The sequence below is a fragment of the Edaphobacter aggregans DSM 19364 genome (assembly GCF_000745965.1).
Lineage (GTDB): Bacteria > Acidobacteriota > Terriglobia > Terriglobales > Acidobacteriaceae > Edaphobacter > Edaphobacter aggregans.
Genome location: NZ_JQKI01000061.1, coordinates 1 through 19,948, shown reverse-complemented (window position 1 = coordinate 19,948; position 19,948 = coordinate 1). Strand labels below are relative to the sequence as shown.

At 54.6% G+C, this 19,948-nt stretch carries 13 protein-coding genes; 7 read left to right on the top strand and 6 right to left on the bottom strand.

Going from position 1 to position 19,948, the window contains the following annotated elements; genetic code table 11:
• Positions 1–2 precede the first annotated feature (2 nt).
• A complete protein-coding gene (locus tag Q363_RS20205; RefSeq protein WP_169747058.1) occupies positions 3–2,966 on the top strand; it encodes a hsp70 family protein in 2,964 nt (987 codons plus the stop codon).
• A gap of 560 nt (positions 2,967–3,526) precedes the next feature.
• Positions 3,527–3,700: a hypothetical protein gene (locus Q363_RS40805; RefSeq protein ID WP_157467236.1), complete on the top strand. Its 174-nt coding sequence runs from the start codon at positions 3,527–3,529 to the stop codon at positions 3,698–3,700.
• 292 nt (positions 3,701–3,992) lie between these two features.
• Here the strand turns inward: Q363_RS40805 and Q363_RS20195 are convergent, their stop codons facing one another.
• The 3 genes from Q363_RS20195 to Q363_RS20180 all read right to left on the bottom strand — a co-directional run bounded on the left by Q363_RS20195 (position 3,993) and on the right by Q363_RS20180 (position 12,094).
• Positions 3,993–4,865 (bottom strand): SDR family oxidoreductase, encoded by an 873-nt coding sequence (locus tag Q363_RS20195; RefSeq protein WP_035354043.1) that lies wholly within the window; start codon positions 4,863–4,865, stop codon positions 3,993–3,995.
• An 873-nt stretch (positions 4,866–5,738) separates the two neighbouring features.
• Positions 5,739–8,147, bottom strand: a complete 2,409-nt coding sequence (locus Q363_RS20185) for an MGH1-like glycoside hydrolase domain-containing protein (RefSeq protein WP_157467235.1) — start codon at positions 8,145–8,147, stop codon at positions 5,739–5,741.
• A gap of 299 nt (positions 8,148–8,446) precedes the next feature.
• Positions 8,447–12,094 (bottom strand): TonB-dependent receptor, encoded by a 3,648-nt coding sequence (locus Q363_RS20180; protein WP_035354034.1) that lies wholly within the window; start codon positions 12,092–12,094, stop codon positions 8,447–8,449.
• A 337-nt stretch (positions 12,095–12,431) separates the two neighbouring features.
• On the opposite strand from Q363_RS20180, the gene Q363_RS20175 reads away from it, so the two are divergent.
• Positions 12,432–13,229, top strand: a complete 798-nt coding sequence (locus Q363_RS20175; RefSeq protein WP_035354031.1) for a DeoR/GlpR family DNA-binding transcription regulator — start codon at positions 12,432–12,434, stop codon at positions 13,227–13,229.
• Between the two features lie 108 nt (positions 13,230–13,337).
• On the opposite strand, the gene Q363_RS20170 is transcribed toward Q363_RS20175, so the two are convergent.
• The 3 genes from Q363_RS20170 to Q363_RS20160 are packed head-to-tail and all read right to left on the bottom strand — an operon-like array spanning position 13,338 to position 16,193.
• A complete protein-coding gene (locus tag Q363_RS20170) occupies positions 13,338–14,336 on the bottom strand; it encodes an L-rhamnose/proton symporter RhaT (protein WP_035354028.1) in 999 nt (332 codons plus the stop codon).
• Positions 14,333–15,346, bottom strand: coding sequence for an ROK family protein (locus tag Q363_RS20165; protein WP_169747057.1), 1,014 nt, complete (start codon positions 15,344–15,346; stop codon positions 14,333–14,335). Before Q363_RS20165 ends, Q363_RS20170 begins: the two co-directional genes overlap by 4 nt.
• Positions 15,347–15,389: 43 nt before the next feature.
• Positions 15,390–16,193, bottom strand: a complete 804-nt coding sequence (locus tag Q363_RS20160) for a sugar isomerase domain-containing protein (protein WP_051979056.1) — start codon at positions 16,191–16,193, stop codon at positions 15,390–15,392.
• Between the two features lie 144 nt (positions 16,194–16,337).
• Here Q363_RS20160 and Q363_RS20155 point away from each other — a divergent pair, with 144 nt between their 5' ends.
• The 4 genes from Q363_RS20155 to Q363_RS46530 all read left to right on the top strand — a co-directional run.
• Positions 16,338–17,675, top strand: a complete 1,338-nt coding sequence (locus Q363_RS20155) for an FAD-dependent oxidoreductase (protein WP_035354022.1) — start codon at positions 16,338–16,340, stop codon at positions 17,673–17,675.
• A complete protein-coding gene (locus tag Q363_RS20150) occupies positions 17,672–18,730 on the top strand; it encodes a phosphotriesterase family protein (protein ID WP_064742689.1) in 1,059 nt (352 codons plus the stop codon). The genes Q363_RS20155 and Q363_RS20150 overlap by 4 nt, the downstream gene beginning before the upstream one ends.
• Positions 18,727–19,521 (top strand): SDR family NAD(P)-dependent oxidoreductase, encoded by a 795-nt coding sequence (locus Q363_RS20145; RefSeq protein WP_035354019.1) that lies wholly within the window; start codon positions 18,727–18,729, stop codon positions 19,519–19,521. The genes Q363_RS20150 and Q363_RS20145 overlap by 4 nt, the downstream gene beginning before the upstream one ends.
• A 202-nt stretch (positions 19,522–19,723) precedes the next feature.
• On the top strand, positions 19,724–19,948 hold a 225-nt coding region (locus Q363_RS46530; RefSeq protein ID WP_425387718.1), incomplete at its 3' end, for a helix-turn-helix domain-containing protein.

The following is a 19,948-nucleotide window of genomic DNA, read 5'->3' as shown; positions in this document are numbered from 1 at the left end:
CGGTGCCTTCTCGTTATCTGATCGGCATAGATCTGGGCACGACAAACTCTGTCGTGGCGTACATCGATACTCAAGATGTCGCTGATGGGGGCTCCGCTATTCGTGTATTCCCCGTGCCGCAATTAGTGGGACAGGAGGAAGTCCGCACGCTACACATACTTCCTTCTTTCCTTTACTTCCCCACCGCAGATGAGTTGTCTGCCGGAGCCGTCAGCGCCACGTGGGATGAGGATCCTCCAATGGTTACAGGTGTACTCGCGCGCGAACAGGGAGCGCTTGTACCGAGCCGCCAGGTGTCATCGGCCAAGTCGTGGCTTTCCTATCCCGGCGTGGATCGCCGCGCCAGGATCCTACCAGCCCAGGCTGAACCGCCGCAGCCGATGATTTCCCCTGTTGAAGCGTCTGCGCGCTACCTCATGCATTTGCGCGACGCCTGGAACGACGCAATGCGGATCGATGCAGAAACGAGCTTTGAACATCAGGAAATTGTCCTCACCGTGCCAGCTTCGTTCGACGAGGATGCGCGCGAACTGACGGTCGAAGCCGCCCGCAAGGCCGGACTCGACAAACTCACTCTGCTCGAAGAACCGTTGGCCGCGTTTTATGCGTGGATCGCGTCGAATCGGTACGCGCAGGTAGACGGCCCATCCTCGAGCCCATATCGGGCGCGAGGTGAGAAGGGTGAAGACCTCCTTGATGGCGATCTGATTCTGATCTGCGACATCGGCGGTGGCACGACCGATTTCAGCCTAGTGAGGGCTCGCCTGGTCAATGGCGAGCTGGAGTTTGAGCGAACCGCCATCGGCGAGCATCTTTTGCTTGGCGGCGACAATCTCGATTTCGCCCTGGCCCGGCGCGTGGAAGAGAAACTCAAGGTTGAGCTCACACTGCATCAGCGTTACGCGTTACGCCGGGCCTGTTGTGCCTCGAAAGAGCGGCTGCTGAGTGATTCCTCTTTGGCGCGCGTGCCGGTCACAGTCCTGGGCAGCGGCCGCGCCGTCGTCGGACAGGCACTCAGCGTTGACCTGACGCGCGAAGACGTGCTGCAGATTCTTACAGCCGGGTTCCTGCCGATCACTCCGCCTGATGAGATGCCGGCGCATGGCCGACCGACAGGGTTGCGCGAACTCGGCCTGCCCTACGCCAGCGATCCCGCCATCACCAGGCACCTTGCCGCATTTCTGACCCAAGCGGCTGTTGCCATGAAGAGTTCGTCTGCAAACCACCGAATGGCTCGACCCGATGTCGTGCTCTTCAACGGCGGTTTCTTTGCACCAGCGGTGACTCGGGAGAGAATCGTCGAGGCAATTTCCGCCTGGTTCGATGGACCCCAAAGCGGCTGGCGCCCCAGGCTCCTCAACAACGAAGCGGTTGATAGTGCGGTTGCTCGGGGCGCTGCTTGTTATGGCCGCGTACGGCGCGGCACCGGTTTGCGTATAAGGGCCGGCAACGCGCGAACCTACTATGTCGGGTTGCCCTCGAACGACGGTCTGCAGGGCATCTGTGTCTTGCCTGCTGAGGTCGAGGAAGGCACCACACTTCCGCTGCTAAACCGCGAGTTCTCGGTACTGGCTAATCGCCCGGTGTCGTTCTCGCTTTACAGTTCACGCACCCGGCGCGATGCACATGGTGAAATTGCTTCGCTGGACGAAGCGGACGTACATCGTCATGCTCCGCTGGTGACCTTGTTGCGCTACGGCAAGAAATTGCGCGAAATTTACTTGATTGTGCGTATCAGAGCCCGTTTCACCGAGGTCGGCACCCTCGAACTTTGGTGCGAATCGAGGGACACACCGCATCGCTGGCGGCTTCAATTCGAACTCCGTGGCGAAGAGGCACAAGAGCAGCAACTCAATACGGCGAAACCACAACCCATGCCAACACGTTCATCGGTCATTACGACTTCTGATGCAGCTGTCGAAACAGCTGTGCGACTCGTTCGCGATGTTTTCGGCGGCTCTGCTGAGGGCGACATACTGGCGCCCGAAGCTCTTGCAAGTCAAATGGAAGCTGCGCTCGGCGCGAAGAGAGACTCATGGCCGGTCTCAGCCATTCGCCGGTTCGGCGAGGTGCTCATCGAGGTTGCCGCCAGACGCAAAAAATCTCCGCGCCATGAGGTGCGCTGGCTCAATCTATCCGGCTTCTGCTTGCGGCCGGGGTTCGGTGTACCAGGGGATGATGCGCACGTTAACGCTCTGCGGACAATCGCGTCGAACGAACTCGTCTTTGCGGACGATCTCCAGTGCCAGGTCGAATTGCTTGTGCTGTTGCGTCGGATCTCAGGCGGCATCAATGCCAGAGAGCAGCAGGGGCTCTATCGCAAGTATGCCAGTCGCGCCGGTCGCAAGAAAAAAGGCTGGGTAAACCGGCAACTCAAGTACGAGGAGTGGCGCCTGCTTGCGAGCCTCGAGCATCTGCTGGGCAGCACTCGTGCTTTGCTGGGCAATGAACTGGTGGCGAAGATCAGAAAAGAACCCGAAAATGCAATTTGGCTATGGTCGCTCGGCCGACTAGGCGCTCGCATTCCGCTGTACGGGCCGCTGCACTCGGTAGTGGTGCCTGAAATTGCGGGCGAGTGGTTGAAAGTTCTGCTGGACTTACCGACGTTCACGGCGGCAACGGGTTCCGCCATTGTAATGATCGCGCGGCGCACCGATGATCGCTCGCGGGACATCGATGATGCAATTCGCGAGCCGGCAATCTCACGCTTGATGGTGCTTGGGATCGACGAGGAAACCATTCAGCTTCTGTCAAAGTATGTCCCGCCCGAACGGGCGGACGCAGTCCGCAGCTTCGGAGAATCGCTGCCGTTCGGGCTGCAAGTTGTCAGCTCTTCGAACTGCTTGTTATCCGTACCCGCGTTGCACAGCTCTGGTTTGTCTTTTTCGAATCCGGCAGAATCTCAGGTCGCGTGCGAAGGAAGCCAGAGCGGAACTGCACCTAAATCGGACATGGATGTCGGCTAACCGCACCTTACTTCCCTGAGCTCTAACCGGACCATCGACCGTCACGGCATCACCACCCCCCCTTTTTTTCCCAAATAAACGATAACTCGGCCGATCTAAAGCATAATTTGGCACACCTAACTCTCGTGCATTGAATAACGCCTCAGATACGGAAAATGGAAGCCACGGCGGGTGGATCATGAATTTGTATGGCAGTCTGACACGCATGGTAAAGAGCTGCACCCTTGGACATGTCTGGCTGGCCAAAGGTCTGGGGACGGAAAAAGAAGGCTAGCGCGATGTTTCTGAGGTTTGGGGGGCCACCGTGAGGCAATTCTGGAACCCTGCCGTGGAACATCGAGATTGGTGTCCTGCAGGCCAAAGGGAATATACTGAACTTGGTCAACGCCGCATCGTGCGCATCAGCTGGGTAGAACCGAGCCATTTCTCGATTGACCAGCCGCATCGAGCCCGGATCGGTCGTGTCGAGGCAACTATGGTGTTTCCGATCCTTCGGTCCGAATTCTGACGAGCACTTTCGCGGCGATCCGCTGACCAGGATCCATCCAGAAGGAGGGTCTATGGCTGATCCGGAAAAAACAACACCGGTCGTCAGTGATGTCCTGCATTCTGAGGGCCACAGCAAGCTCTCGGCCGAAGAAATCGCCAAAGCCGTTGCGCGCCATAAGCGCGAACACCCAAACCAGGCGGCCCGACAGACTCCGAAGCCTTCGAAAAAGACACCTCCCCGGTAGAAGGATGCCCGGAAGTCTGTGGTCCGCCCGTGCGGCGGGGTTTGTATGATTAGCTGCTCCCGGAAGTTCTATCTGGCGGATGCTCTTGGCTTGACTAAGCTGAATTTGTGGAACCGGCGGCAATCTTGTCCTTCCAGCGTTGTTCCAGCCAATGCGGAGCGAAGGCAGTAAGTCAGGCTCTTGCCGGCAAACTCTTCGAAAAGATCGTGGACAAACTGCTTCATTATTGATTGTCATTCGTGTTTTTTTGATGGACGCTCTTCTGTGTGTCGGCGCTTGTCATTTGCCCCCCTCATGCTACCGCGGCGTGGCTATGGAAACTCTCTTTATTCTCATTCAGAAACTGATCCACGGTGATCGGAGCGCGGCCCAACAGATCGGGCAAAACCTCCGTCACTGCGGCGCATTTGCCTGATACGTAATATGCCTGCAGGTCGAGGAGCGCCGTTACCTGCCATTCCGGCATGCCCGCATCGAGCATCGTCTTCCGCTGCGCCTCTTCCGGAATATCTACATACTTCACTTCGCGACCGATGATGCGCGAGATTCTCCGAGCGATCTCATCGTTGCTGAGAGCTTCGGGCCCCATCAGCTCGTATGTCTTGCCAGAGTGGTCCTCAGGAGAACTCAGCGCTTTCACCGCCGCAGCGGCAACATCACGCACATCCAGCAAACTGGTCTTTGCGTTGCCCATCCCAGCGTAGAATGCACCCTGTGTTCGGATGGTTGGCGCGTTGTATGCCACGATATTCTGAAAGAAGCCGTTGGGGCGCAGGATGGTATAGCTTAGCCCGGAGTTCATCAACTTGTCTTCGACTTTGCGGTGCCAGCTAGGGAACGACTTAGGGTAGTCGCCCGCGCCCAGCGCTGAATTCAGCACTATATGGCGCACACCGTTTTTCGTGCAGGCCTCGATCACGTTACCCTCAAGCTCCACCAGCTGCGGAATGGGCGAGCACACCAGAAAAATTGTGTTCACACCCGCCACCGCTTTGTTCAAGCTGTCTTTGTCTGCGAAATCTGCCATCACGCTGGCGGTTCCAGCAGGCGCCTTCTTTGCATCATTCTCGCTGCGATACATCGCCTTAAACGGCTCGCCCGTCTTTCGCATTTCTTCGAGGACGGCACGGCCTACCGTTCCAGATGCACCCGTAATCAGAATCATGGACTCTTCTCCTTTCTCGGAATGCTTCCCTTCTCGTTAAATCTGATCAGCCGAAGATTCATGCCGCTGACCGCTTTGCAGCAGGAGCCCGCCGCGCCCAACGACCTCAGTTAATTCGTAGTGCTGCATCGCTTCGATATTCGAGAAAAACGGCTGCACTAACTCAAAGAAGCTCTTGAAGTTGGATTGCTCGTAAGCGTCATCGGTTATCTGGAAGGACTCAGGCTTGCGATCGATGGAGGACGGACCTGTCTCACGTGGGTGGCAAGTAGCGCTTAGGTAAGAATCCTAGAACGACCTGATCCTTGGCCATCGGCCCTACTCCGGTATAGAGTCTTCGGTCCCCCGAAAAGTCCCTGATTGCGGTAAGTTCGACAGGACCGTCCCTCTAACGGCAGTGTTCTTCCCTGAAACCCCGTTTTTCCGTGCGTTACGGCTCAGCATGTTTCCCATGAATGGAGAACAGTGAGAAGCAAACGGTGTATGCTGTTTGGCTCTCGGTTGAGGAATTCGACATAGTCACTGTCAGCCGCTCTTTTCACAGATGTGAGCCAACGAACGAAGAGCAAGAAGTATCCGCCTGGATCACATTCAAGACAAGCGTGTGCGACTCGATAACTAGGGCGCGGATGGAGCTGCAGCAAGGCGGTAAGGCTCAATAATTCGCCGTTTCGGATCGCCATTTCGCTGAGTAGGCGCGGACACGGCTTCCGCAAGGGACGGCAGCAGGCATCTCAAAATGGTTCTCAATCGCGAGGGATAATCCTCGATCTTCGTAGTCAACCCTTCGTGAGAAACGGGAGCTCTAACGGGATTATTTCCTGGGTGATTTTCCGGTGCGTTGTCTTCGAAGTCTTGCCAGAACTTTTCCGACTAGGGCGTCGGCTTCTCCTGTGCGGCGGCGATCTCAACTTGTTGTTCAGCTCGCGGCCCCGTATTAGTGGCAAAGACGACTTGTCCTGCAGTAAAGGTAGGATTGACGGCTACGCCGTCGACGCTAAAAAGAAGATCGATTTTTCTCTTCGCCCCGAGCGTGCGGAGCACATAGTCAAGCCCAACGGTGAGCTGGCCACGCTGAGCGGTTCGCGACCCAAGTGAAACAGTGATGCGCCCGTCAGTAATGTGCACTCGCATGCTGCCATCGTCGCGGAAGAATGAGGCGTCGAAGCCGTCCTGCGACCGTAGATCGATGCCGTAGCGAGAATTGGTGACCGTCCATAATCTTCCGCGAAAAGGAACGGCCACAGCTGAAGGTTCCGAGTTCGATTCCAAGCTGTGGTTGGCTATTTGGATCGATCCGTCCGCACCGAATTCCAGACCGAATATGCCCCGGAGAATCGTGTCCACTCCCGCACAACTGGCGATTAGATTTGAGCGGCCTGCACCGACACGTCCGCCAAAGCGCTCCGACTGCGGATAGCGGAAGGCATAGCTATCGTTTGTAATCCCCTGCGGGTACACGGCAAGGTGATCTGGCCACCAAAGGATCTTATTCAGAGCCATCCAACCTTGAGCCGGAAAGCCTGCTGAAAAGAAGTCTGCACTCAACTCCGGACCGGTTCCCGTGTAGCTCATTGGACCAGCCCAATCGTGATCGTTATAGTCGAACAGGGGATCCTTGATCGACATGGATCGTACGCCCCACTGTGCGATGAACTCGTTATCATTCAGATGAGCCATCAGTCTTTCGGCGCGCTCGCGTGGTACCAAGCCAGGCACTCGGAGCAATTCGTACACTTGGATTGAATAAACGGGAATCACCCTACCATCGCGCTGCTTGGTACCGTACCAACCCTCCTTATCGAGCCATAAGACCTGATTGACGGCCTTCGCTACCGAATCAGCCATGGCACGCAGATGACGTACCGTCTCCTGATTTTGCTGTGGCGCTATGTGTTCTAAGAAATTTGCAACTGTCCGATAGACATAGACGCGTTCACCATTCGGGCTTGGCACTTCGTTGATATAACCGGGACCATCCCCTGTTTTGTGCAACTCAAGCAAGTTCGAATCATTTCCATAGTCAAGCAGCCCATCACCGTCTGCATCTCGATCTTTCTCTCCCCATTCTGCAAGCAGGACGAGCCAATCGAGAATCGTCTTCCCCGATGCCTGTTCCGTCAGTACACTCCAGTCCCCCGTGGTTCTCAAGTATTGATCTACCGTGCTGGTAAAGACGTAGGGATTGTACGTATAAAACGTGCCAACTCCTCTCCCATGAAGAGGCTCGATGGAGTAGTGCTCGGTAAGAGGGGCCGCAGGCAAAGCCTTGATCACTGCCCTCAGGGCTGATGGATCGAGAAACGATAACGTGAGCGCGGCGTATTGAACATCCCAAGCATAGAGATTCATGCCGCCTGAATCACGTCCGGAGACCGGGTACCAGGGGTCGAGAACGAACGTGTTTCCGAGTTTCCATCGATCGTAGAGAAGCTGAACCGCGGCGTGATAATAAAAACGAGCGACAGCGGGAGTGGCTGTCAAACGCGGCAGTCTTTCAAACGCCCTCCATAAGTTTTCCTGCATTTCGGCTCGACTCTTTTGAATCTCCTCCTCAGGGGCAGCAAGAGCATGTTTCAGATTGGAAGACGCTTGACTCGCATCAGGGGAGACCTCCATGACCACATAAATTGTTCTCTGCACTCCCGCATTGAGTTCTACATCCCAGGACATGGCCGTGGTTTCAAAGGCGCTCTTCTGCCCCTCGCCTCCGGCTTTTTGTTCCGTCACGCTGGCGACAGCACCATCAAATGAGCCGTATCCGGTAACGGATGCCTCATGCGAACCTATGGCAACGGCGCCGGATGCATTTGCGTGTAGCGATCCGTCAAGAATCAAGCCTGTAGTCGGCGCCGCCTTATCCACGGAGAACGTGGGACTGTAAGTCCACTCAGACGGACGGCCTACCTTCGGCTGCTGGATACTAAACACCCGGAACACGCGCCTCCGTGATGACTTGTTACTCACAACAATTTTTTCGATGATTCCCGTAGAGCGACTCAATGCGGTTTGCTGGACCGAGAGAGACAAAAGTTTGCCCTCAAGTGATGTCGTCCATTGCCCCGGCTCCCAAGCTGCGGAAGGTGTTCCGATCAGTTCGAAACCATGGCTAGGTTTGCCGTTGACAATGCACTGCCCGGTCTCCGTATCGCAAACGCCCACCTGTTGACGTAAAGAAGCAGTGAGCGGAGGCGCAATGATCTTCTCGATTCCCTCTCCGTCTGGAATCGCCGATATCGTATCGCTGAATACAACGTGCTGGGCGCTGTCGATCTCAGGCAATACCTCTGAGGCGGGAATACGAAAGTCGGATAGAGCGGGACGATAGGGCTGCGGGGTCAACTGAGGAAGTCGGAGAGTCTGCTGGGAACAGGCGGGAACAACAAGCGAGGAACCCAAGAAGACAAGACGCACAACACTGCAACGCAGAAGTGAAGTCAACAAACTCATTTCCCTCGTTCACCATTTTCCAAGAATTCTGTCTTTAGGAGATATTGTTCCCATCGCTTAGCGCTTATCTCAGAGAGGACCACACCGCAAAGCTAAAGGAGTTCCTCTGAAAGCGAGGAACTCCCGCTCAACTAGTAGATGAGCTTCAATGCAAACTGAACCCGTCGTGGACCGTTCTTGGTTCCCGTAATCTGACTGAAGTTCGTCGGTACGGTGAAGTTTAGATTTCCAGGTTGCGCAAACGATGGAGTATTGGTCAGATCGAAAGCCTCAGCGCGGAACTGTAGCCGGAGTGTATCTCCAAGATTGAAATACTTGAAGATCGACGCGTCCACGTTCTTAAGACCTGGACCACGGACCTGTGACGGCTGTCCTCCCAAGACCGAATAGTCAGTCTGACCGACCTGTGTCACGAGATTCGGCTGGATAAACGCCGACGGATTGAGCCATTGCGTAATGTCATGAGGTCCGGCATAGGGATCCACTCCTTTCGCTAACGGAGCGAAGCACCCCAATCCAGCAGCAGTTGTCACGGGACAGCTGACCGTGAACGGCTGACCGGTTTGGAAACTGTAGATCCAGTTCACCTGCCATCCCCCGACGATCGCATCTGTCATCCGGTTCGCGCTTGATAGAAGTGCTTTGCCAGTTCCAACCGGGAGGGCATAGGCGCCCGAGATGTGGACGATGTGCGTAGCGTCCGTGTCGCAAAGCGCATAGTCCTTGCCATCTCCAAAGCCCGGCAGCCACGTTGCTCTATAGCTCGGAGTCGTCGTCGACTGGGTTCTTTGGTTGCTCTGGCATTTGCTCCATGTGTAGTTGGCAAGGACAGATAAACCCGCATTCAACCGATGCTCATACGTTGCTTGGAGCGAGTTATAGCTGCTGACCGAGTTAGTAACCTCCCAATTGGAATTGCGCGCAAACTGCGGGAATGGAACATAGTTCTGAACATTCGCCGTTGGGGGCAGAAGTTGAGAAGGAGAGTTGTGAAGCTCCATGGAATTCAAATGACGGCCAAACGTGCCAACATAGCCCACCTGTATTGAATCGTGTTGAGTTACCTGGTCCTGCACGGTCAGGTTGGTCACCTGGACGTATGGAGTCTGATAGTTGGGTGTGCGCCCATAGAGGCTCACTCCTTGGCCGCTATTAACCGTGGGATCCTGCAGACTTATGGAAACGAGCGCATTTTCGATCGTTGCCGTCTGGTTGGAGTTTGGAAGAATCAACGGGTGTTGCGAATCGGGAGCATTGAACGCGACGTTATAGATAAATGGATAGTTGGTTCCCAGCGTGCCACCGTAGCCAATGTTTCCGAGCGCACCGTACTCAATGGCATACCCGCCGCGAACGACGACCTGTGGTGCGATTCGATACGCAATTCCTAACCTTGGTGCGAAATTAAGCTTTTGCGTACTCCCCAGAGAACCATCGGCACAGACTAATGAGATGTTGCTTGCCGCTAGCAATCCATCGAAGGATGCCGATCGCGGTATCGAACAGCCTCTCTTCGACATATAGTAGCTTCCGGAGTTTCCGTTTCCGCCATCCGCCACGAAGTTGGCTTCTCGACCATCGATCTCGGAATACGGCGTGAAGTAATCCCAACGCAGGCCAAGATTCAGTGTCAGTTTGTCGGTTGCCTTCCAATCGTCCTGAAGATACAGCGCGGTATACCAACGCCGGTTTTGGGTGGCACTGAAATTCGAGCCAAGCAACGAAGCTAGGCCACCGACGTTATCGATGCCACCGACGGTCGAAGGCGTCGGGGTTAGAAGCAGATCCGCGATTCCGTTCAACGAGCTGTTCTTGCCCGGGATATCTGTAAATTGCCCGTTGTAGCTGAATTGGCCGCGGCTATAGGGCGGCTGGGTGATATTCGATGTTAAATCGTCAACCTGAACACCCGCCTTGTAGGTACTCTTCCCGTGAACCCACGTGATACTGTCTGCGGCTTCAACACTGTAGATCGTCGAAAGTGTGGGCCTGTAGGTCTTCTCCCCAAGACCCGTGAGACCACTCAGGCTTATCGGAGGAAGTCCTCCATTGCCCGAGGGCTGCGGCACACCACTGATGCCATACTGCGCCGGGATTCCCATAGTATTGCCGTAGTGATTCTTGATGAACTGATCTACATGGAGGAACCCTACATGTAATTCATTAACGAGTGTTGGGCTAAACACCATCGTGTCGCCAGCGGCGATGGCATACGCGGGAAAGCTGTTATCGAGAGATCCATTCTGCCCGACGGCTACTCCAGGGAGAGCACCGGGCTGTGTGTTGTCACGAAGGCTTCTGTCATAGACGCCGAAAAGATGATTCTTTGGCCCAAAGCTTTGGTCGATCCTAATGTCATATGCGTTCCCCGTCGTAGGAGACTTGGGAGCCCAATAGAAGTTGTTCGAGAGGCCTGCCGAGGTGGGAGCCGGATAGAGGCTCAGCAACTTCGTAGCATTTGGATCGAGCCGTGACCCGGGAATAATGTTTAGTTGCGCCGTCTTTCCTGAGAAATCTCTAACCCCACCCAAACTACCTCCGCTGTAAAAAGGATCACGAACGTAGACAGTGCTGTTGCTGGTATTTTGGAGCCCGGAGATGGGGTCTACCGCTCCTGCGTTCACAGCGCGTGTCGTGGCAGGGTCCAGTATGGTTCCGTGTGGAAAGATTCGACCAAGCGCATCGGTTCCTGTTCCGCCACGATAAGTAATGAGGTCCTGCAAATTGGTAAACCCGCTGCTCATCATATTCGCCGTGGGAACGGTGCTCGTACTGGCAGAAGGCGAGACGATTCGAATTCCTTCGTAGTCGAAGAAGAAGAAGGTCCGGTTCCTCCCGTTGTAGAGATGCGGAATGACTACCGGGCCGCCGATGGTTCCGCCGAACTGGTTTTGACGGTACTCCGCCTTCCGCGTGTTTGTCCGGCCATTGAAGTAGAGGTTTGCGTCGAACAAATCGTTGCGAAGGTACTCCCAGAGGTTTCCGTGAATGCCGTTCGTTCCCGACTTGAGAACGGCATTCACCACGCCACCCGTTGAGTGCCCGAATTCCGAGCTGTAGTCACCGCTCTGTAGTTTGAATTCCTGAATCGCATCAGGAGGAGGGACGATGGCGGCATTCCTTCCCAAAGAAGCTCCGCCGTAGACTTCGATATTGTCGTTGATCCCGTTGAGTCGGAAATCGTTCTGCCAGAGACTCACACCGTTTACGGAAAAGTATGCGCTCGCTGTACTTCCCGAATCTCCTGTGGGACCTCCCGGCGGCGCTGTTGCCGTTCCAGCAGCGAGTTGAGGCAAAGAAGTCCAGTTGCGGCCATTCAACGGAAGGTCGTTCAAAGCTTCGCCTGTGATGGTCTGGCCGACCGCCGCACTCTCCGCCTGTAGCAGAGGAGCGGCTGAAGTCACAACAACCTGTTCGGTGACCTGGCCAGGTACAAAGGCGATGTCAGCCGTCAGAGTATGTTGAATGTGAATCTCCAATCCCGTTTGAACAAACGTCTGGAACCCAGGGGAGACAGCACGCAGGGTATATGTTCCCGGTCGGATCCCAGTGAGGGAGTAGGTTCCGGATCCTGTAGATACAGTTTGGCTGACGACATTGGTCGCCTGATTCGTAAGCGTAATCTTGGCGCCCGGAACGATCGATCCCGAAGAATCCATCGCAGTCCCAGTCACTCCTCCTGTATCAATTTGCGCCCAAACAACACTGGGTATTAGGCCTGCGAGCTGCAAGAATAATGCCGCGTGCACCAAACGTAGCCGAAATCTGTTTCGAGACATGGTCTAAACAACCTCCCAAAAATCGATCCGCAGTCGTAAAGGCAAAGGGTGAAAGCGTGTCATGATTCCTGCACGCAACAGACCTCTGCAAGTCAAGCGATTGCTCTTGAAATTGCGCGTTACTGCTTTGAAGAACTCGCGGATCGGATATGCGATTACAGGCAGGAAATATAGCTGTGAAGGATATTATCAGTCAAGATAATTGCGCGTTATCGATTGCAATGAGCATTTTATCTGCACTAGATGGGCAACAAACAGCGTTCAAGCCAGTTGCAAACCGCGTCGCGGAACTGCTCGAATAGGTCGATTTCGCGCGACTTTCCTGTACATTCGATACATGGAACTGCCACGGAACAATGCAGGGCGGCGGGAGCGCCTGCAAAAAATTCTGTCTTCTCTCACTGCGTCCAGTTCGATATCCGTGGAGGAGATGTGTGCGTCTTTTGGTGTCTCCGCATCGACGATTCGCCGCGATCTAGAGGTTTTGGAGTCGCAAGGACTTCTACGTCGGGAGCATGGCGGCGCAATCTCTCTCGAGCCGCTTATCTATGAAGCGTTTACAACCGACTCCTCCTTCCAGGAACAAGTTCAGAATCAGAGCGACGAAAAGAAGCGCATTGGCATCGCTGCGGCTTCGATGATTCAGAATGGCGAAACCGTAGCGATTAGTGCCGGGACAACGACGACGCTTGTCGCTCGCAATATCCCGATGGGATTGAAGGTCACGTTGTTCACGAATGCCGTGAACATGGCAATGGAATTTTCGCGCCGCAATAATCTGACAGTGTCCCTCACAGGCGGAGTGATGCGAGGAGCATGGTTCTCTCTCGTTGGTCCAGGAGCTATCGAATCCGCGCAGAAGATCAATTGCGATCGGCTGTTTCTGGGTGTAAATGGAATCAGCATTGAAAAAGGATTGACGGACTTTCACCATGAAGAAGCCGCGGTCAATCGGGTTTTTGTTGAGCGTTCAAGAAAGAAGATCGTCGTGGTCGATCACACGAAGTTCTCTGTTGTCGCTCCCAATGTAGTTGCAAGCCTGAACTCCATTGACATGATTATCACTGGCGTCGAGGCCTCCGAGGAACTGGTTCAGCCTTTCATTGACCGCGAAATCGAAGTCAAACGGGTCTGATACTGTCTTCAAGCTCGAATGCGACACACCGCGTGATGGTCTCGAATCTTATTGCTCGTCCCACCTCGGACGATGCCGCGGTATATGGACTCATGGTCCCAGGTTTCACTAGGTGTTGTTCCCGGCCCACGCAACGAACCAGACACCAATAATGAGCAACAGGCATCCCGATGCAGCCCACAGCACGGATCCCCGTTCCGCACTATGCCATTCGCCTTTTAACAGCCCCCAGACGTTCGCCGACAAGACAATAACAGCCATGAAGATCGGCCATCCCACAACCAATCCGAGGGGCCCCAGCGAGCGAGCGCCAGCTCCATACAGGAAGTTGCTTCCTGACCAAAGAATTGCCATGAGTATGACCCATGCGATATTCACTACGGTTGATTGTTGCAACTGCGAGATGTTCTTGTTACGAATCATTAAAGACAAGCAATACAAAACGTTGACTAGCATCCCTCCGCCGAGAAGAATTGGCCATACCGCATTCAAGGCCGTGCCTTGCGATGCGCCCAATCTTACAGCTGCATCTGAAACGGGTGTCGCTTCATTAAGCGCCAAACTCATACAGCTTGATCCGATCCCTGATAGAAAACAGAGAAACAAGCCGGTGATAAAGCTTCGCTCGCTTCCTTCTGAACGGTTCGCCTCGCGCAACAATCCTCCACGAGCATTGAACGCTACCCCGACTAACACGCAGGCTGTTCCTATCAGTACGAGGCGATCAGCACGAAGAAACACGCCATGGCGAAGGACAAGCAGAGGAACGAGTGTGCCCACCGCAGAAGACGTACCCAGAATGATTCCAAAACTCAAGGCGATGCCTACCCGCGAGATCCCAAGACCAAACAAAACAGTGCCTGCGCCCCAGAGCATTCCATAGAGAGCCGTCGCCCCAAGAGCCGATGCACCGGCTATGCGATAGACACTCCCCAGATGAGGCACAGTTGCGAAGCAGACGCTTGAAGGAAGGACAAACATTGCCAGGATCGACCAGAGCAACCAGATGTGCTCCCACTGCCAACCGCGAATACGGCTCATTGGAGCAGCAAAGCTGCCATTCATACTGCCCGCAAGGATGACCATCACTAACGCTGCAAGGATCATATTCGATCGAATTTCCGCTCCATGCTGGCATCTGAATGGATAACGCGCCCGGTTGAAGCAATGGCCTCTAACGCGAGCGCAACGCCGCCATAGACGCCAGCGGCGTCGCCCAACTGCATCGGAAGAATCTTTGTTGCGCCAGATTGCAGAAATTCGACCCTCGTCTCGACCTCCCGCCGGATAAGATCCAGGAGGTTTGGTCGATGACTTATCAAACCACCGCCGACGAGAATCAGTTCCGGATCGAGAGCGTAGACCAGGTTCGCGACCATCACTCCAAGCTCTGAGATCAACTTGGTGCCCAACCGGCAAGCCAGCGGGTCTCCCGCTTCGATGGCATCAAACAATTCGCGCAGTCCAAGCTCTTGGTCGTCAGCGACTAACTTGGTCAAAGGTGACGATTCTCCTTCTGCGAGTGCCTTGTGCACTTGGCGCGCTATTCCGCTATGTGAGGCATGCTCCTCAAAGATTCCCGTGTTTCCGCAAATATGTCTGGGGCCGGAGGGATCACTCGACATGTAACCGAAATGGCCGGCCGCCCAGTTCTTTCCGCGCAACATACGGCCATCCGAGACGAGCGCGCCGCCAATACCGGTTCCCACAGTGATACCAATTGCCGACTGATAGCCCTTGCCAGCACCAAACCGCATCTCCCCGGAAAGAATCGTATTTACATCGTTGTCGACAACAACGCGGCACGATAGCGTTTCTCCAAGCCGCTCAGACAGCGATACTCCTTCAAGAAACTCGAGTTTGCTTCGCAGCCAAACCACTCGTCCTTCCTTGAAATCAATCCTGCCTGGGCATCCGACTCCCGTTCCTATCAGTACGCCAGCGACATCGGCAACCATTGTCTTGATCTTGTTGGAGATCGAACGCAGGAAGGCTTCGAGATCCTCAAAGCTCGCCGACTCCGTGATGTCGCTGGCCAGCAGCGTTCCTGACGCGTCTGCGATCCCGACCTTCATTCTCGTTCCGCCAACGTCCACACCTGCCAACACTTCAAGCATCGCTATCTGCACCCCAGAGCCGACATAAAACCACATCAGAAATCTATATATAGAGATGTGCCAGGCTTTTTCGATATTCCTCGTAGAAGGTTTCCAGAGCATCTTCCGGCTTTTGCTGCCCTGGGAAATGGTGACTCGGGAGAACCACAGGCGAGATGCCCCGCGCGATGAGCTTTTCAGCTGTAGAAGACCGGACCATATTGACCGCCATCGCACCGGTTAGCGTGGAGACGGGGCCGGTGGGCCAATCCAATCCATCGATCACTTGGGCGCAGTCTCCTGGAGGGCACTGATTATCGATGACCACATCGGCAAGATCCAGCAACTTATTACCCGAAGGATGAGTGGCTGAAGATTGATCGGAATGTTGCCGCGAAACCAAACCAATAACCTTCATTCCCCGTTCGCGAGCTCCCATGGCCATATCCACAATGAGCGGGCGAATGCCGCTTGTAGACACCAACAAAATGGCATCATGCGGACCGAACTTAAAGCTCTTGAGAATCTCTTCGCCCAATCCAACGTACTTTTCCAGAAAGAGCGGAACACGCAAACCGTTGGAGCCGACGATCGCCGAATGATTTGAGAAAGCAAGTTCGACTAAAGCGACGAAGCCTACAATTCCTCCCTGACGCGGTGTCATTTCATCGCACATAAACCGCGAATGTCCTGAACCAAAAACAAAGACCAAACCTTTCTTCGCGATCGCGTTTGCGCAAATCTCGGCCGCCCGGTCGACATTTGCTGTCTGGGTCTCGTGGAACCGTTGCAAAAGCTTGGTTGCTATCTGGAAATAGTTTTCAGCCGCACTCACTTTGTTCGTCATCCCCTGATTGAAATAGGTCAAGCTAGCCAGGGTAGATAGAGCATAAGCTCTCAATTCCCGAGCCCTCGCCACACGGAAAGCTTATGCGACCGTTCGCCACCAGTCAACTTTATTGCGTGTTTTATTGACAAATACGCACTTATATAGAAACAATGACCATAAGTTATGCAGTACACCCAAACTTTAGAAGTTCTGACGGCCGTGGACGTTGTCGTTGTCGGCTCCGGTTCAGCAGGCTCATGCGCTGCCATCGCGGCAGCAAGGGAAAATGCATCGGTCCTTCTGCTGGAGCGGCACCCTTTTCTCGGAGGAACGAGTACAGCAGTTCTTGACACGTTCTATGGGTTCTACACCCCCGGTTCGCAACCTCATAAAGTCGTTGGCGGTATCGCGGACGACGTGATCTCAGAGCTGAGGCGCCTGGACAAGATCATTGAGCGCCCTAATACCTATGGTGCTGGCCAAGGGATCACCTATAACCCTGAATATCTGAAGTGCGCGTGGGAACGTCTTGCTCAAGACGCGGGAGCTCGCGTCCTGCTGAATTGCTGGGTACAAGATGTAATCGTCCGTGACAATCGTATTGTCGGCCTTATCGTTGCCACGCGGAAGGGCCTGGCAAAGGTTGAGGCAAAGACATTCATCGATGCATCGGGAGATGCAGATCTCTGCTACTGGGCGGACGCACCCTTTGAGCTGGCAGGCGAGCACCAAGACGCTCAATCGCTCACAACTACTTTTCGGATGTGCAATGTCGACATCGATGCGCGTCGCACGATCGATAAAAAGGAACTCCATAAGATTATGGGGCAAGCTGCAGATCATGGATATGCCCTTCCTCGCCGTGAAGGCAGCGACCATATAACGACGATCAACGGTGTTCTAGCGACCAATCTCACGCGCGTGAAATCTTTCGACCGTCGTCCTGGACAAATGGTGAACGCTACCGATCCTGCCTTCTTAAGCGGAGCCGAAATGGAGGGCCGCAGGCAGGCATTGGAATACATCCGCTTTCTTCGGGAATGCGTACCGGGATATACGAATGCAGACCTCGCCTCCTTCAGCACGCAAATAGGTGTGCGGGAGACACGACGGGTCATCGGAGACTATGTACTCACTAGAGAAGATGTCTTAACCGCGCGACAGTTCGAGGATCAGATCGGCCTTTGTGGCGCTCCCATTGAGGAGCACGGTCCAGGGGATGTAACGCGTTGGGAGTATCTTCCCGACGGGGAATGTGTCGGTATTCCTTATCGCACCTTACTTCCTCAGAGCCTCGAAAATCTCTTAGTGGTCGGACGATGTTTCTCTTCCTCGCATGATGCTCACGCAAGCGTACGTTCCATGGCCCAATGCATGGCAATGGGACACGCGGCCGGCATAGCCGCAGCTTATTGCAGCAAACATAATTCGCACACGCGAGCTATTCCCTTTCCTCGATTGCGAGACCGCCTACTCGCGTCGCAAGCCATCCTCGAACTAAAACGGCAGGTCAATGTATGAGCGTTATCCGTACCGTTCTCGGCGATATTGATGCGTCCCTATTAGGAGTCTGCTACGCCCATGAACACATCGTGATCGATCGCAGCTTTGTCACGCAACAATACCCTGACTTTCTGCTGGAAGACGTGGCCCGGATCACCGAGGAGCTACGTACGTTCTATCGTGCCGGCGGCCGCGCCATGGTGGATTCGATGCCTTGCGGAGGTGGACGGAACGTCGTCAAACTGGCGAGTGTTTCCAGGCAAAGCGGAGTTCACATACTGTGTCCCACAGGCCTGCATCAGGCAAAGTATTATCCTCACGGCCAGTGGATCACACGCGTCAATCTTGAACAACTCGCGCAGATATTCGTTGATGAGATTGAGCAAGGAATAGACGCGAATGATACCAATGGACCCAATGTGCAGCGCACGGTCCACCGAGCAGGCCTCATAAAGGTTGCGAGTGATTTGAACACGATTGGCGCCAGAGAGCAGAAGATCTTCGAGGCGGCAGCCGTTGCGCACACGAAGACCGGCGTTCCCATCATGACGCATACCGAGCAAGGAACCGCAGCAATGATGCAGATCGACCTGTTTGAAAGATGTGGCCTGCCTCCATCAAGCATCGTCATCTCGCACCTCGACCGGAAACCGGATATCGCGTACCATCGCGAGGTTCTTTCGCGTGGAGTATTTCTTGAATACGACTCGGCGTTTCGCTGGAAATCGCAGGAAAATCCGACCCGCGACCTATTGATCGAACTGGCCTCCCTTGGATTTCTGCGACAACTCATGCTTGGTATGGATGCCGCGCGAAGCAGTTACTGGATCTCCTTTGGAGGCTCTCCAGGACTGACTTTTTTGCTGGATACCTTTTCGCGTCAGCTTCGCGACGCTGGCTTCACCGATGAAGACCTGAGAGCAATATTCATCGATAATCCAGCCCGAGCTTATTCCCTGACGTTGGCTCACCTCACGTCACAGAAGTCGAATCTGTCGGAAAGCAACTCCTTAATTGAGCCGCGACTCCCTCGATACGAGGGGAGCATCAATCCGGGAGAGGCCGAGAGATGAGGCTCCGTGGCAAGACACTTTTTATTGCGGGCGCCTCCGGCATGGCTGCGGAAACAGCGCGCCTCGCTCTCAAGGAAGGTGCGCAAGTATTTGCGGTAGACCGAAATCCCGACACCACCAACTTCCTCAGGAGTGAGTTATCATCGCGGACTGCATCGATCGAGACCTATTGTGCAGATCTTGCCGAGGAGTCTGAAGTTGAGGCCGCATTTCGCCAGTGCATAGAGACGTTTGGCAGCTTCGATGCAGTCTTTCACGCAGTCGGAATCAGTGGGCGCCGCTTTGGAGATGGCGCACTCCACGCGTGCACGTTGGCTGGATGGGACACAACACACACCAATAATGCAACAACCGCATTTCTCGTCTCGCGCGCGGCGCTTCAATATTTTATCGCCCGGGATCCGGTTATGCCCGCTAATCTGCGCGGCACGATCCTCAATATGGCGAGCGTCCTTGCTTACTCCCCGCAAAAAGACTTCTTTGCAACACATGCGTATGCTGCAAGCAAAGGTGCTGTGATCTCTATGACTCGCTCTGCTGCCGCCTACTATGCGCCGCACCGCATCAATATCAATGCGATAGCACCTGGCCTCGTTGCTTCTCCCATGAGTGCCCGCGCACAGAATGATCCAGCCATCCTCGAATTCATTCGCCACAAACAACCACTCTCTGAAAATCTTCTCGATCCGCGCGAGATTGCAGAGGCCGCTATATTCCTTCTGAGCGATGCAGCAAGAAACATCACGGGACAGGTGCTGGCTATCGACGGTGGCTGGACCGTCAGCGAATAACCTCAAAACGTATCCTCGATGTCGGGTGTGTCGCCAAAACATTCCATGCAGGGTGGGGTTTGCGATGATTGTCACCTTCTGCGATCTCGTTTTTGTTGCGGATTCTGGGGCGGAAGGGCAAACTTGCTAGTACTGTGGCCGCATGTATAGGTAACCAATGTAGGCGCTTGTTGGGTTCTGGTGCTGGCTGTATATCTGGGGAGTGAGCAGAGGCATACGACTTCAGATTGAACTCAAGCAGCGAGATCGACAGCAGATCGATCAGTTGTTAGGAGGCGGGTTGCAGTCGGTACGCACGACATTGCGCGCCTTGGCCTTGCGTCAATTGGATCAGGGACAGTCCACGCCTGCGGTGGGAGCCAACCTGGGGCTTTCCGCCAAGGCGGTATGGCAGATCGGCAAGCGGTATCTTGATGGCGGGCTGGAG

What these genes read in the sequence shown, in the direction of transcription:
- Q363_RS20150 (WP_064742689.1), top strand. Translation starts at nt 17,672, where the DNA reads ATGAGCGTTATCCGTACCGTTCTCGGCGATATTGATGCGTCCCTATTA.
- Q363_RS20175 (WP_035354031.1), top strand. Translation starts at nt 12,432, where the DNA reads ATGGAACTGCCACGGAACAATGCAGGGCGGCGGGAGCGCCTGCAAAAA.
- Q363_RS20195 (WP_035354043.1), bottom strand. Translation starts at nt 4,865, where the DNA reads ATGATTCTGATTACGGGTGCATCTGGAACGGTAGGCCGTGCCGTCCTC.
- Q363_RS20170 (WP_035354028.1), bottom strand. Translation starts at nt 14,336, where the DNA reads ATGATCCTTGCAGCGTTAGTGATGGTCATCCTTGCGGGCAGTATGAAT.
- Q363_RS40805 (WP_157467236.1), top strand. Translation starts at nt 3,527, where the DNA reads ATGGCTGATCCGGAAAAAACAACACCGGTCGTCAGTGATGTCCTGCAT.
- Q363_RS20180 (WP_035354034.1), bottom strand. Translation starts at nt 12,094, where the DNA reads ATGTCTCGAAACAGATTTCGGCTACGTTTGGTGCACGCGGCATTATTC.
- Q363_RS20145 (WP_035354019.1), top strand. Translation starts at nt 18,727, where the DNA reads ATGAGGCTCCGTGGCAAGACACTTTTTATTGCGGGCGCCTCCGGCATG.
- Q363_RS20155 (WP_035354022.1), top strand. Translation starts at nt 16,338, where the DNA reads ATGCAGTACACCCAAACTTTAGAAGTTCTGACGGCCGTGGACGTTGTC.
- Q363_RS20165 (WP_169747057.1), bottom strand. Translation starts at nt 15,346, where the DNA reads ATGCTTGAAGTGTTGGCAGGTGTGGACGTTGGCGGAACGAGAATGAAG.